The 14455-nt window shown below is 65.5% G+C and carries 11 protein-coding genes and 2 tRNA genes; 8 read left to right on the forward strand and 5 right to left on the reverse strand.

Annotated features, from left to right (window positions below; all coding sequences use genetic code 11):
* Nucleotides 1-68 precede the first annotated feature (68 nt).
* The gene (locus M2390_RS03830) at nt 69-866 is read right to left on the reverse strand and encodes an inositol monophosphatase family protein (RefSeq protein WP_259177152.1); all 798 of its coding nucleotides are present in this window, start codon (nt 864-866) and stop codon (nt 69-71) included.
* 126 nt (nt 867-992) lie between these two features.
* Between M2390_RS03830 and M2390_RS03835 the strand changes: the two genes are divergently transcribed.
* Nucleotides 993-1068: transfer RNA gene (locus M2390_RS03835), tRNA-Lys, on the forward strand.
* 179 nt (nt 1069-1247) lie between these two features.
* Here the strand turns inward: M2390_RS03835 and M2390_RS03840 are convergent.
* Entirely contained in the window at nt 1248-3107 is a 1860-nt protein-coding gene (locus M2390_RS03840; RefSeq protein ID WP_259177153.1) for a fibronectin type III domain-containing protein, read from the reverse strand.
* Between the two features lie 202 nt (nt 3108-3309).
* Here M2390_RS03840 and M2390_RS03845 point away from each other — a divergent pair, with 202 nt between their 5' ends.
* The gene (locus M2390_RS03845; RefSeq protein ID WP_259177154.1) at nt 3310-4299 is read left to right on the forward strand and encodes an ATP-binding cassette domain-containing protein; all 990 of its coding nucleotides are present in this window, start codon (nt 3310-3312) and stop codon (nt 4297-4299) included.
* Nucleotides 4296-5150: an ABC transporter permease gene (locus M2390_RS03850; RefSeq protein WP_259177156.1), complete on the forward strand. Its 855-nt coding sequence runs from the start codon at nt 4296-4298 to the stop codon at nt 5148-5150. The genes M2390_RS03845 and M2390_RS03850 overlap by 4 nt, the downstream gene beginning before the upstream one ends.
* Before the next feature lie 74 nt (nt 5151-5224).
* Here the strand turns inward: M2390_RS03850 and M2390_RS03855 are convergent, their stop codons facing one another.
* Entirely contained in the window at nt 5225-5839 is a 615-nt protein-coding gene (locus M2390_RS03855; protein ID WP_259177159.1) for a TetR/AcrR family transcriptional regulator, read from the reverse strand.
* Between the two features lie 102 nt (nt 5840-5941).
* On the opposite strand from M2390_RS03855, the gene M2390_RS03860 reads away from it, so the two are divergent.
* From M2390_RS03860 to M2390_RS03875, 4 genes are read left to right on the forward strand one after another with little or no spacing between them, the layout of a single operon-like run.
* Complete coding sequence (locus tag M2390_RS03860; protein ID WP_259177160.1) at nt 5942-7393, forward strand: FAD-dependent monooxygenase; 1452 nt, start codon at nt 5942-5944, stop codon at nt 7391-7393.
* A gap of 21 nt (nt 7394-7414) precedes the next feature.
* Nucleotides 7415-8197: an alpha/beta fold hydrolase gene (locus M2390_RS03865; protein ID WP_259177162.1), complete on the forward strand. Its 783-nt coding sequence runs from the start codon at nt 7415-7417 to the stop codon at nt 8195-8197.
* Nucleotides 8194-9570, forward strand: a complete 1377-nt coding sequence (locus M2390_RS03870; protein ID WP_259177163.1) for an MFS transporter — start codon at nt 8194-8196, stop codon at nt 9568-9570. Before M2390_RS03865 ends, M2390_RS03870 begins: the two co-directional genes overlap by 4 nt.
* Nucleotides 9571-9581: 11 nt before the next feature.
* Nucleotides 9582-10496 carry an AvrD family protein gene (locus M2390_RS03875; RefSeq protein WP_259177165.1) on the forward strand — a complete coding sequence of 305 codons (915 nt, stop codon included), beginning with the start codon at nt 9582-9584 and terminating at the stop codon, nt 10494-10496.
* A gap of 59 nt (nt 10497-10555) precedes the next feature.
* On the opposite strand, the gene M2390_RS03880 is transcribed toward M2390_RS03875, so the two are convergent.
* Nucleotides 10556-13753 (reverse strand): BTAD domain-containing putative transcriptional regulator, encoded by a 3198-nt coding sequence (locus tag M2390_RS03880; RefSeq protein ID WP_259177166.1) that lies wholly within the window; start codon nt 13751-13753, stop codon nt 10556-10558.
* A 112-nt stretch (nt 13754-13865) separates the two neighbouring features.
* Entirely contained in the window at nt 13866-14180 is a 315-nt protein-coding gene (locus M2390_RS03885) for a putative quinol monooxygenase (protein WP_259177168.1), read from the reverse strand.
* A 146-nt stretch (nt 14181-14326) separates the two neighbouring features.
* Here M2390_RS03885 and M2390_RS03890 point away from each other — a divergent pair.
* Nucleotides 14327-14402: transfer RNA gene (locus M2390_RS03890), tRNA-Lys, on the forward strand.
* Nucleotides 14403-14455: the final 53 nt, after the last annotated feature.

Genomic DNA, 14455 nt, shown 5'->3' on the forward strand with positions numbered 1-14455 from the left:
TAAAGCCCGGTTCCTCTTGAGGAACCGGGCTTTTGTTTTTGCTCTGTGCTTGCAGGTGTCGGGTCGGGCTACTTGGTGACGATGCTCAGCACCTGGTCGTGCAGCAGGCCGTTGGTGGCCAGCGCGCTGCGCCCGGCGATGGTGTCGGTGCCGTCGATCGCGGTAAAGCGCCCGCCGGCCTCGGTGATGATCGCCACAAACGGGGCGATGTCGTACTCCTTGACGTCGAACTCGGCGACGATATCCACCAGGCCCTCGGCCAGCAGACCGTAGGACCACATGTCGCCGTAGGCGCGGTCGCGCCAGACGGTCTCGGCGAGGGTCAGCAGCTGGGGGAGATAGCCGGCGTCGCGCCACTGTCCGATGGACTGGAAGCTCAGCGAGGCATCCTCGATGCTGCGCACCCCGGACACTCGCAGGCGGCGTGGCTCGGCCGATCCCTCAACCAGCCAGGCACCGGCGTCCGGAGCCGCATACCAGCGCTTCTGGAACGCCGGGGCGCTGGCCACGCCCACCCGCGGAACGCCGTTCTCGGCCAGGGAGATCAGGGTCGCCCAGTTGGGGACGCCGCGCAGGAAGTTGGCGGTTCCATCGATCGGGTCGAGGATCCACTGTCGCTCGGTGCTGCCCTCGGTACCGTACTCCTCGCCCAGGATGCCATCGCCCGGACGTTCGGTCTCGATGATCGCCCGCAGCGCCCGTTCCACGGCCAGATCGGCGTCGGTCACGTGGGTACGGTCGGGCTTGGTGTCCACCCGGAGGTCTCCGGCGCGGAAACGCTCGAGTGAGATCTCATCCGCAACATCGGCCAAACGCAGGGCCAGCGCGAGGTCTTCTTCGGGGGTCCAGGAGGCATCGAGAGTCATGCGCAATAGCCTAGCGTTTTCCCCTGGGCATCCGCGCCATCCCGGGCGACACGGCGACACGCGTCCCGATTGGAAAAGAGCGTGCGGCACTGGTAAAGTCTTCTCTTGTCCGGTTATCCGGACAACGCACCTCTAGCTCAATCGGCAGAGCAACTGACTCTTAATCAGTGGGTTCTCGGTTCAAGTCCGAGGGGGTGCACCATCAACCCCGACCGGTTTCCGGTCGGGGTTTTGTGCTGTCCGCGAGCCCCGGAAAAACGGTGCCTCGGTTACGAAATTTTCCTGCCCGTGTGTCCCGGAAAGCTCAGAGCCTCCGGTCCCGGATACGCCGATGCCCTCGGTCGCGGAGTGATCCGCGGCCGAGGGCATTTGGGGTGAGGGCTAGCCCTCGTGTCCGGCGCGACGCGCACGTGCGCGCATCGCGATGCCGGCCATCAGGATGAGAACCGCGATACCCACCAGGGGCAGCAGGTTATCGGAACCGGTCTTGGAGAGCTGACCGGGATCGGTCGGCTTCGGGGTAACCACCGGCGGGTCGCTCGGGTCCGCGGTCGCGGGAGTGGGGCCGGCGGTCGGCGTCACCGTGGGATCCACGGTGGGCGTCGGATCCACGGTGGGTGTCGGATCCACGGTGGGTGTCGGATCCACGGTGGGTGTCGGATCCACGGTCGGGGTGGGTGTCGGCGTGACCGTGACCGCCGGCGTGGCCGTGACGATCATCGGGTCGCCCATTCCCGCCTCGCTCACCGCGCGAATCCGGAACGAGGTCTCGGTTCCGTTGGTCAGGCCCGTGATGGTGCGGGTGGTGGCGGTGCTGGCGGCCCGGGTGGTGGTGCCAGCGGGGGCGGCGGTCCAGGTGGTGCCGCCATCCGTCGAGGTTTCGATGAAGTAGTCGAGCACCGGGACCTGGCCATAGCCCTGGGGCACGGCGGTCCAGGAGAGCTCAACCTGGGCGTCGCCCGCGGTGGCGGTGGCTCCGGTCACCGGATCCGGGGTCAGTGCGAAGGCCTGCACAACCGAGCGCTTATTGCTGGTCGCGGTGGTGTCCTGTGCACTCGCGTACACGATGCCCGAGCTGTCCACGTCGATGCCTCGCACCACGGAGGTGCGCCCCTCGGACTGAGCGCCGCCGGTGGAGGTGCCGAGGGTTCCCAGGCGTGCACCACTGGATGAAAGCCAGTTGATCTTGCCGGTGCTGGCGGAGTAATACACGTCGCCCGTGTTCTTGTCCACGGTCAGCCCAAATACGTGATTCTTAATCAGGAACGCCTTGGGAAGCTCCACATAGCCGCCGGTGCCGAAGGTGGGATCAATCTTCCAGGTCCAGCCCGCCGGGTTGTTGCCCGGGTCCACGTTGTGGTCGGTGGTCTTGGTGAGCAGCAGCTTATGGATGCGGCCGGGGCGGCCCTCATCCTGAATGTCACCGATATAGACGGCACCGCGCTTGGTATCCACGGCGACGGCCTGCACGCCGGTCAGATCAACAAAGGGCAGCTTCTCGCCATCGGCCCAGTAGACGCTCCACCAGCTGAGGAATTTACCGTTGTTGTCCCAGACGGTCACCGCGCTGGTGCCCTGGCTGGTGACGTATACATTGTCCTGTTCGTCCACATCGATGCCCACGGGCCAGTTGATTGATCCGGGTGTGTGCCCATCGCCAAAGGACAGCAGCAGCTCGCCGGTGGGGGAGTACTTACGAACGTTGGGGACCGCGTCCGAACTCAGCACAAACACGTTGCCCTGCGAGTCGATCGCGGTGCCGCGCTGACCGCGGGGACCCTTGGGGTCGTCCGGTGTTTGCCACTTGGGCTGGACAATTCCCTGCGGGTTGGCATCGGTTTCATGGGTTTCCACGGCCCACTTGCCATCGCCCAGATAGGCGCCGTTGGTGCCCAGCCCCGGCTGCAGGGTGAAGGTCTGCAGGTTGTGCCCGGCGGCCTGCTGGTTGGGGGCCTCCCAGGTGGCCAGCCCCGAGTCGCCCACGGCGATGACGCCATCGCGGACCGAAACCCCGTAGGGGTAAGCGAAGTCGAGGGGTTTGGGGGTGGTCTGAGTCTGGCTAATGCCGAATTGGCCCACGTAGCCGTAGGCGCCGCTACCCATGGTGCGGCCGGGGAATTCGGTCGAAGGGGTGGCGGCAATCGCCGGGGTTCCCGGGATCAGGACCACCGAGAGCAGGACGCCGGCGCTGAGAGCCGCCAGGGCGCCGCGAGACTTGGTGCGAGCTTGAATTCTGGACATACTGCCACGCTATGGCGCGCGCGAAAGAAGTAAAACACCGGTTTCACCTGTGGGGTGATTCAATGTCGCATCATCGCTGCGCCATTTCGTGAGGGAGAACCGGGCGGGCCTTCTTGCGGGCACTGACGCGCGTCGGTGGCCGCGTCGGTGCGGCGTCAGTGTGACCGGGCAGTGTGTACCTCGAGACGTTGAAAGGACACCTGTGAACACACACACCGAATGGGCCGTCGAGGCCGACGGACTCGTGAAGACTTTTGGAACCAACCGTGCGGTGGACGGGGTAGACCTTCGGGTTGCCACCGGCACCGTATACGGTGTGCTCGGCCCCAACGGGGCGGGCAAAACCACCACCATTTCGATGCTGGCCACGCTGCTGCGTCCAGACGCCGGGCAGGCCCGCATCTTTGGTCACGACGTGCAGCGCGAATCGCAGATCGTGCGCCAGCTGATCGGCGTGACCGGACAGTATGCATCGGTGGATGAGGGGCTCTCGGCCACCGAGAACCTCGTGCTCTTCTCCCGCCTGCTGGGACTCGGGCGCCGCGAGGCCAAGATCAAGGCCAACGATCTGCTGGAGGAGTTTGGACTCACCGAGGCCGCCTCGCGCCCGCTGAAGAAGTTCTCCGGAGGAATGCGCCGTCGGCTGGATCTGGCGGCAAGCCTGATCTCCCAGCCACCGCTGATCTTCCTGGACGAGCCCACCACCGGCCTGGACCCGCGCACCCGTGCGCAGATGTGGGAGACCATCCGGCGCCTGGTCGCCGGGGGATCCACCGTGCTGTTGACCACCCAGTATCTGGATGAGGCCGACCAGCTGGCCGACCGGATCGCCGTCATCGACCGGGGCCGCGTGGTGGCCGAGGGCACCGGGGACGAACTCAAGGCCCAGGTGGGAACCTCCTCCCTGGAGCTGCGGCTGGGCGAGCCGATCCTGGCCGCGCGGGCGCTGGGCATTGCCGAGCGTGTGCTCGGGGTATCGGGCACCACCTCGGCCGAGGCCGCGCGGATTACCGTGCCGCTGAGCGATCCCGAGCGGGTGACCGACCTGCTGATCGAACTGCGCGGGGAGGGCATCCGGCTGGAGGAGTTCAGCGTGCACAAGCCGAGCCTGGATGATGTCTTCCTGAGCATCACCGGGAAACCCACCGACGACACCGAGAACGCCGCGATCCCCGAGGGAGCACACGCATGAGTACCACCACCGCACCCACATCCCGCACCCACGATCTTGCGGGCAGCACAATCGTCCCCGCACACGAACGCACCCTGAGAAATCGTGTGAGTCTGGGCGAGAGCATCCGGCACTCGCTGACGATGGCCTACCGGGGCCTCCTCAAGATCCGGCGCACCCCGGAGCAGCTCTTCGATGTGACCCTGCAGCCGATCATCTTCACCGTGATGTTCACATACATTTTTGGTGGCGCGATCTCCGGGGACGTCTCGAACTATCTGCCGGTGATTATCCCGGGCATCCTGGTTCAGACGGTGATTACCACCTCGGTGGTCACCGGAACCCAGCTCCGCGAGGACATGGATAAGGGAGTGTTTGACCGCTTCCGTTCCCTCCCGATCGCCCGCATCGCGCCGCTTTCCGGGGCGCTACTGGCCGACACCGTGCGCTATGCAATCGCCACCACCCTGACCTTTGTGATGGGCTTCATCATGGGGTACCGTCCGCACGGAGGAATCTGGTCGGTCATCGGTGCCGCGCTGCTGGTGATCGTCTGCGCCTGGGCGATCAGTTGGATCTTCGCCTTCTTTGGCGTAATTGCCCGGTCGGCCTCGAGTGTGCAGGGCATCTCGATGATCATCCTGTTCCCGCTGACCTTCCTCTCCAACGCGTTCGTCCCGGTGGACACCATGCCCACCTGGCTGCAGGCGTTTGTGAACATCAACCCGGTGTCCCACCTGGTCACCGCCGTACGCGATGTGCTCAACACCGGTGCCTTCACGACCGAGGCCGTCTGGCCGTTGCTGGGTTCGGCCGTGATCGTGGCGATCTTCGCGCCGCTCACGGTGCGCGCCTACATGCGCCGGGCCTAGCGCCTCCTCCGCGCTCTCCCCAGGGGTCGGCCTCCGCCGGCCGGGGAGGGCGCGGTTCTGTGTTCCCGGAAGCGCTAGAGCGTTCGTCCGGTGCCCACACCGTGGAGGAGTGAATCAACGATGCGTCGGGTCAGCGTGTCCTCATCGACCGTCTCCGCGTCGAGGGAGTCGAAACCGGTCGCCGCATGGATGATGGCATAGAACAGGACGCGCACCCATCCGGGATCCACGTCGTTGCTGATGATGCCCTCCGACTGGCACTGTCGCACCAGCCGGATGGCCGTGTGGGTCATCTGCTCCTGATACTCACTCACGATGGGATCGTCGGGCAGGGCCAGGCCACGCGTGTAATCGAGGCTGACCTTGACCCCGATCACGTTGCGGGTCGCCTGATAGAGCGCTACATAGGCGGGGGCGACTTCGATACTCGCACGCTCCAGGGCCTCGGCAATCCTCCCCACCGCCCAGCGAGACAGGGTCAGGATGAGAAGCTGGCGGGTGGGAAACCTGCGATAGACCGTGGTCCGAGACACTCCGGCCTCGACACCGATGTCTTCGAGAGTGGCGGACGGGTTCGTGCGAAGAAGACGATCCGCGGCGACAAGAATACGTGTGGTTTTTGCGACGGTACCGTCGGAGAGGCTCTGGCCAAAGACCTTTTCCCGGAGTTCTTCGCTCAGTTCACTCATCCGATAATTGTACAGATGGCATCCACTTTTTGTGAAACATAGAACTTAAAGTCCTGTAGTCATGCCTAGCATGAAACATTCGTGTTTCAGTTAGGGGATGTGATGACAGGCGTGAACGATGCCGATGTGTTGATCGTCGGGGCGGGGCCGGTAGGGCTCCTCATCGCCCATGAGCTCGCACACGCCGGTGTTCGCGCGAGGATCATCGATCATCGCGAGCGTGCCACTCGGCACAGCAAAGCCAACGTGTTGTGGCCCCGGTCTCTGGAACTTCTGGCCCGGCTCAATCTGGCTGAGCCCCTGTTGAGGCAGGCGCATCAGATTGAACGGGTCGGATTCACTCAGCGGGGACATCCACCGCAGATCCACGATCTCGCTGAGCTGACGGATACGGAGTTTCCGTTTGCCCTGACGCTGCCTCAGCCAGATATTGAATTCCTGTGTGAACAGCGACTCCATCAATTCAGGGTGCACGTCGAGCGCGGCACCGAATTTCTGGATGCGTCGCAGGAGGCAACCGGGGTGCTCGCGACGCTGCGTCAAGCAGACGGAACACCCGAGTACGGGCGGTTCGCCTGGGTGATCGGTGCCGACGGCAGTAAATCTCGTGTACGGGAGTGCGCCGGAATCGCCTTTGTGGGGGAGGTGGTGCCGGTCGACTATACCCTCGTGGACGCAGTTGCCCAGGGCATCGCCGCCGATCAGGGCTCGTACTATTTCGATTCGCAGCGCAGCCTGGCGATTGCCCCCATCGGTGCCGACCTCTTTCGGTTCGCCACCAGCAACCTTTCCCCGGAGGAGGGATCCGTCAGGCTCGCCATACAGCACCTCCTGGATAGCTTTGAGATCTCGGGGCGGATCGGCACGGTTCGGTATCGGGCAGGCTTTCGATCCGAGACTCGCCAGGCCGCCACCTACCGCGCCGGTCGGGTGCTGCTGGCCGGTGATGCGGCCCACGTGGGTACTCCGGCCTCCGGACAGGGGATGAACACCGGCATCCAGGATGCGATTGCACTCGGCTGGAGGCTGGGCCGGGTGCTTCTGGGGCACCTGGGCGAAACTAGCCTGGATGACTATGCCCGGGAGCGCCGTGCCCACGTGGACACGGTTCTTGCCCTCACCCGCGCGCAAACAGCCCGGGTGGACGAGCATGGTGAGGACGGGCGGGAAGCGCCCACTCTCCCGAACCTGCGCCAGCTAGCGCAGCTTGACACGGAGTATGGGGCGGGTCACGTCCGGGTTCCGCCCCTGCCCGCCTCGGCGGCGCATCGCCGCGCCTCGATCGACGGGACCTCACCCACCGTTTTGCTTTATCCGGGGTCCGTGTACTCCGCCGCGCAGTGGCAACGCACTGTGCTGCGCGTGCGCGCCGAGACACCCGGGTATTTCCGAGTGGTCGACCTGGCCGGGATTGCCGGTGGTCTCGGATTCCGCGCCGTGATTGGTCCGGCGCGCACGGCGCTGATTGTTCGTCCCGACCAACACATCGATCAACGCCTGGATCCCGATGCCATCCGTATGAATAGCTTCACCCAACTGGGGTGGCGGCGATAGCCGAATTCGAAGGGATAGAACATGCCATTCATCCGCGTCAACACCATCAACCTCCACTACACCGATGTGGGGGAGGGACCGCCCCTGGTTTTTCTCCACGGGTGGGGAACTAGCGGGCGCGTCTGGGACCAACAGGCCGCGCACTTCGCCGCGCGATATCGGGTGATTCAGCCCGACTGGCGAGGGTGCGGCTACACCGAGGCGCGCGCCGAAGGCAATACCATCGCGCAGATCGCCTCCGATGTTGTCGAGTTCCTGGAGGCCCTGAACCTGCACCGGGTCACGCTGGTGGGCACCTCGATGGGGGCAACCTTCGCAATCGAAGCCGCGCGGGAACACCCACAACGGCTGCGGCGCATCATCGCCGTCGACGCCCCCTTTCATCTGGGGACCCGTTCGCCCGATTCTGCCGTCCTGTCCCTAATCGAACAGCTGGCGAGCAATCGAATCGCCACCCTGTCGCGGATGGTCTCCTCGTGGTATTCGGGCGCGGATTCCGAGGCATTCGGTGCGTGGGCTCGGGCGCAGGTGTTTGCATCCAGCCCGTTTATCGCCGCACTCTACGCGGATCACCGGGGATACGACCCGAGAGCCTATCTTCGTGACATTGTGGTCCCAATCACCCTGATTCACGGTGCCGAGGACCCGGATGTGCCGGTGTCAATCGCGCACGAAATCGCCGACCTTTTGGGTCAGGAGCCACCCCACGTGATCGAGCATGCGGGACACTTTCCCCATCACACGGAAGCCGTGGCATTCAACGCGGTCCTTGAGTCCATCCTCGTATCCGGGGAGTCCACATGATCCGGACGGCGCCGGGCCGCACCGTGCACCCGCGAGCATCACGACCCGGGCAACGCTCTCGACTGGCGGCCGCCGTTCTGATCGCGGTATTTGTGGTGCCGCTGTCGGTCTCGGGGACCGCGGTTGCGCTCGCCGATATCGCGGCGGCCCTCGGCTCCGATCCGGTGGGTCAACAGTGGGCGCTGAACGGGTTCAACATCACATTTGCCGCGTCGACGCTGGCGTGGGGGTCGCTCGCCGATCGCATCGGACGCTGGCGGTCCTTTATTCTCGGCGGGGCGATCTTTATCGGTGCGTCCATTGTGAGCTTCTGTGCCCCCGACTATCTACTTCTCGACGCGGCTCGGATTCTTGCCGGCATCGGTGCCGGTGCCGTCTTCAGTGTGGGCTCGGCGCTGCTGTCGCTCGCCAGCGGGCCCACCCTGAGCGGAATCGTGACACAGGCGGTGGGCTGGAACCATATCTTTGCGATCCAGGGTGTGCTGCTGATCCTGTCCGTAGTCATCATGCTGACCTGCCGGAACGTTACCCGGAGTGAACCGCGGGCACCGGGCGCGTTTGATTGGCCGGCAGCCGTGCTCTTTTTTGGTGTGATTGCCGCACTCGTATCCGCATTTGTGGCGGGATCCTCGGGGACCTGGATCACCCCGGGCACGCTGATTCCGGTGGCGATTGGAGTGCTGTGTGTGCTGGGCCTGACCCTTCGAGAGCGTCGAGTCCGGGTGCCGCTCCTCGATTTTCGGCTCATCGGCCGGCCGCGCTTTCTGGGGGTCACCCTCGTGGTGGTGGTCGCCAGCTTTAGCTTTGCCTCGTGTGTGACCTATGTGCCGAGCCTGGTGCAGGCGGCCTGGGGCCTGAGTCCCACCGAATCCGGACTCTTTGTGATGTTTATGACCCTGCCGACGCTGGGCGTCCCGCTTGTGGCCGGCTTCCTGGTGGCCCGGGGCGCGGCCCCGCGGACGGTCTTGGCCGTCGCGGTTGTCCTGATGGTGCTCGGGTCGGCGGCAATAGCCGGGCTCGCCGGTTCCCCTCCGGGTGTGCTGGCCGCGGTCATGGTGGTGCTCGGTATCGGATTTGGACTGCACGCCGGGCTTGTTGATAACGAGGCTCTCGCGGTGGCTCCGGAAAACAACGCGGGCATGGCGGCGGGCTGGATCAACACGATTCGTGTTGGCAGCGAAGCCGTCGCCGTCTCGCTGTTTGGGGCGGTGTTCATCCCCGCCCTCGCCCGCGCCGATTCGGTGACGGCATTCCGCTCGGTGGGGATCGCCGGTGCCGTGATTGCGCTGGTATTTGGTCTTGTCTCGATCATCACCATGTACTGGCGACGAGGGCACGTTCGGATCGGAACTACCGATCGGAGTGAGAAATGAGGGGTAACACCATGAATACACCAATCAGAGCCGCGTCCATCGATGAGCTCTTGGGTGACGCGTCCGGCCGATTTTTCGGTTCCCTCTATCGAGGTGCGCAACAACAATCCTCGCTGAGCTTCCAGGCCAGAGATCCGCAGAGCTGGAGCGTCCAGGGCTCGGCGATGGTGCGATATCCGGCGGACTGGGGCCGACGCGGTCAGGTGCAGCGTCTGCCGCACCTGAGCACCATCGATGTGGTGCTCTTCCTTGCTCATATTGGCAGCCGGTTTGGTGAGCTGAACCGGCGCAGCGGCAGCATCGCGCCCACAGATATCGCCGCGCTGACCCACGTCGTCTTGAGAGCCGGGTCGGCCCCCATCGAAGCGCTCGACAACGTCCCCATCCTCGGGATCCTGTCGGTCCAGAATCGGGCCGTGCACGCGGAGGTGAAAATCGGCAACATGCGCACCTCGGCCGACTACGCCATCATCACGAACGACTGGGGCGAAAGCGGTCGAGCCTCGCACCGGGCCGGAGACGCCCCCGTGATTACGCTCACCCAGGCGGAGGTGGATGCCGAGGCACACACGGCGCGCTGCAGAATCGCCCTCTCCGGTCGGGTCGAGGCGGTGCCCGGAGACCTGCGGGTGGTCGCAAATATCGTCGCGTGCTCCCAGACCGCTCAGGCGCTGATCGCGGCGGTTGATGACCTCTCTCGCGAGGACAGCGACACCCTATGGATGCGGAAGTATGAGGGCTGGATTAATCCACCCGGGAATCCAGACCAGGCCGAGGCGCGCGTGAGCGTTGACCAGCATCGCACGATGAACGTGGGCGACCGGGTTTTCAGCATGTTCGCCGGGCAGGCACGTGGCTACGGCGTGGACTCCCGGTTTTCGTTGGCTCACGCGATTCCGCACGGTCCGGTGGCCCGGGCTGCCTGATGCTCTCGATCATTCGTTCGCCAGGACGGACGGGCCTCAGAGATATCGACGCTGTGCGTTTAGGCCCCCGCGGCCCGCCAGCGTGGGTCTCGGAGAATCGTGACGGCGCGCTCCACCCGGGCCCGGGCGCTCAGCGCATCGGCCGCGGTCAGTGCCCGGGCCACCACCTCGGGGCCGGCGACCTCCACGTGGGCGGCCTCATGAACGGAGTAGCGCAGAGCCGGGAGCTCCTGCCGGGCCGAGAATGAGCGGCAGACGGCAAAGAGTTCCAGGGAGAGGTCCGAAACCTCGGGGGTGCTGAGCCCCAGCGTGGAAACCGCGAGCAGGGCCGAGCCCCACACGGGCATGTCCGTGTGGATACCGCCGATACGCTGCAACGCGATAGCACGGGTGCGCAGGCGACGGAACATCGCAGGTTCGGGCTCGCGGGCCAGACCGTGCGCGGCGAGGGAGCCCGCCGCCACCATCGTGTACCAGGCATAGGCGCGGGCAATCGGGGTGGCAAAGTTGCGTTCGGCGAGACGATACTGTTCCAGACCGCGGGCGCGTTCGCCGTTTTTCAGCGCGAGTTCGGCACGACCGGCCCACGCGACCGATCGGAAATCCTCCTCGGTGCTGTTCATATGTGGGCTGGGCTCATCGCTGATCAGCGGTTCCAGCTCGGCGGGAGACTCGGTGTAAATCGCCAGCAGCCAGAGGATATGACGTCGGTTCTCGGCCAGCCCCAGGGTCGTGAGTCCGGGCAGTGCGAGCTTCGCCCAGGCAATGGAGTCTTCGATATCTGCGACCTCGCTGGTGAGCTGGGCAAGGACCACCCGGGTCATTGTGAGTGTCCACAGATCGCCGAGCGAGTGCGCGAGCTTCTCGGCGCGCAGCGCGAAGTTGATGGCCTCCTGGGCTCGTCCGGCATTCTCGGCCAGCTGTGCCGCCAGGAGCAGACCGTAGACGGCAACCTGGGGCTCGGGGTCCTCTGCCATCGTGTGGAGCACGGTCATCACACGCTCGGGCGCCGCGGAGCCACGCAGCATCCGATAGAACGCCTCGATCCGGCGATCGGTGACCGCCCCCGCGTCGAGCATCTTGCGAATTCGGGTGAGCGCGGTCACCCCGGTCCGAAGATCATCAAACAGCCCAAAGACGCCGAGCACCACAAATCCGAGCCCCGCGGCATTTGCGCGCACCCCGGTGTAGTTTCGCTCCACGCGCGGCAGGGCAAGGATGGCCGCGGCCAGCCCATCGGCGTCGGTGTAGATGCTGAGCCGGGCCTGATAGAAGGACACCAGTCCAAAGATCGCCAGGGCCGCGTGTGCATTGCCCCGTTCCAGGGCACCACGCAGGGCCCACATGAACGTGTCATGCTCGAGTCGCACCAGGGCAAACCCCTGCGCCTGTTCGGGACCGTCGGTGCGCGGCAGAAGCTCCAGCGCGCTCGCCTCGGCCCAGTCGATGATGCGATCCCGAAACGCATCGGTATCCCCGCGTAGCGCGAGCTCGGCGGTGCCAAACTCACGAATGGTCTCCAGCATGCGAAAACGCATCGTTCCGGTGACCGGATCCTCGGTGGCCCGAACCAGCGATTGGAGGACCAGGCCCTCCAGATCTTCGGAGGCATCGTGCCCCAGGGCGGACGAGGCCGCGGGAAGCCCAAACCCGTCGGGGAAGAGCGAGCAGACGAGATAGGTTTCCCGTTCGCGTTCGGTCAGTAGGTTCCAACTCCACCCGATCACCGCGGTGAGGGTGCGGTGGCGGTCCGGCGCGATCCGGTTACCACCCGAGCGCGGGGGATCCAGCACCCCGAGACTGTGTTCAAGTCCGCCCAGGATCTGCGGCAGGGTGAGCACCCGGGTGCGCGCGGCGGCCAACTCGATGGCCAGCGGGAGCCCGTCCAGGCGCTCACACAGCTCGGTCACGAGGACCGGATCGAACCGGGCATCCGGCCGGGCCGCGCGGGCGCGCTCGGCAAAGAGCAGGAGCGCGGGGCCGGGCATCTCGGCATCCCCGGAGGCCAGCGGTGTGGGTTCATATACCCGCTCACCGGGGATGAGCAGCGGGGACCGCGAGGTGGCGAGCAGACGTAGTTCCGGGCAAGCCCCCAGCACGTCCGCGCTCCAGGCGGCAACCGCATCAATCAGATGCTCACAGTTATCCAACACCAGCAGGGTCGGGGTTTGTGCCAGGGCCGCGAGAACACGTTCGGCGAGGTCCAGGCGTGGAGCATCGCCAACGCGGGCATCGGCCAGATTGTCGCGCAGACCCAGCAGCGCGGCGAGCGTCCGGGGAAGATCCTCCGCGCTTCGTACACCGGCCAGCTCGGCCACCACGATCCGCGATATTTGACCCCGCCAAGAGTGGGCGACCGCCTGGGCGAGCCGCGTCTTTCCGAGACCACCGGGACCCAGGATGGTGACCAGACGGTGCTGGTGGAGGGCCTGCTCGAGGGTGTGGACATCGGCGTCGCGGCCGATCAGGGCATCGGCAAATCCGCGCAGTCCCATACACACGGTCACGGGAGTGAGATCGAGGGTGTCCACGGCCGTGGGGGTGCGAACCTCGACATCGCTCGCGGCGGAGTCTGCACGCAGGAGGCGGGCATGCTCGGCGCGCAGCGCGGGGCTCGGGTCGATGCCCAGCTGGTCTGCCAGGCGTTCACGCAGGGATGCGAAGGTGGCCAGAGCGGCCGCGGGTTCTCCCAGGGCGTCGAGCACGCCGATCAGGATGAGATGATCGTCCTGATTGGGCGGTTCCAGCGTGCACAGCTCGGCGAGCACACCGCGCGCGGCGGCGGGATCGGTTTCGGACAGGAGCGTGCCGAGTGCTCGAAGCAGTGCACTGCGAATCTCCCGGGCCCGCGTTGCCAGGTCCTCGGCGACGGGGAAGGGGATCAGATCCGGGCCCGGATCTCCGGTCCAGGATCCGAGAGCGGTATGCAGTGCCTCGCCATCCTGCGGAGTGCGCAGGGCGGCGTGGGCTTGGCTCAGGTCCGAGTCGAGGGTCAGTCGATAGCCGGCCGGTTCCCGGACCAGTGTCCCCGCGGGTAACAGCTTTCGTACCCGGGAAACCAGGGCCTGGAGTGCGCCACGCTGATCCGCCGGCGGGTGATCGGGCCAGAGCTCATCGGCGAGGTAACCGGGGGAGCGGGCCTCGCCCCGAGCGAGGGCCAGGACCGCGAGGAGCACGCGGGCGCGCTCGCCGGAAACCGGGGTCTCGCCTACCCGGATTGGGCCGAGAACACGCAGGATCGGGTCGGCGAAGCTCACGTGCCGATTATACGATTCTCGGGCACCGGTGTGGCGGTTCGGGTTCGGGATTGCGCGGTCATCGTGTGCCCCGACTCGAATTCTGCTTCCGGTTTCCGCGGTGTGGGTTGGGCTACAGGGTGCCGCGAATCGGGTCTCCCACGGGGATCGGGATCAGCCGAGTCACCTCGGCGGGGCTCTCGAGCAGGCCCACCAGTGCGGCGTTGAGGGCAGCCACGGCCGGTCCCTCGCCGTGGCGGTCCAGCTGTTCCACACTCGACCACTTCTCGATCATCACGATGTCACCGTTCGGGTGCTGGTGGATCGCATAGAGTTCGCATCCCGACTCGGTCTGCACCGCCTCGATCGCCGGACGCAGGGCGTCCAGTACGGCCTCAAGCTGACCCTGCACGGGTGTGAACACGGCGGTGACTACAACGGCAGACATGGTGCGTCCCTTGATCGACGGGCAAAACTATATGCCCCGATGCTATTGTGCCGCGGGCGAGACGCGCCCGGACGTGTCACGAATAGGAGGTGTGTGGGATTGTGTGTATAGTTGTGACGTTGCCAAAACACCGCAGTGTTTAGCGCGCACCTCTAGCTCAATCGGCAGAGCAACTGACTCTTAATCAGTGGGTTCTCGGTTCAAGTCCGAGGGGGTGCACCAGCCCATTCCACCCCGATTCCGCATGGAATCGGGGTGTTGTGTTTTTCCGCGAC

Origin of the sequence: Mycetocola sp. BIGb0189 (assembly GCF_024810155.1) — a bacterium.
GTDB lineage: Bacteria > Actinomycetota > Actinomycetes > Actinomycetales > Microbacteriaceae > Mycetocola > Mycetocola lacteus.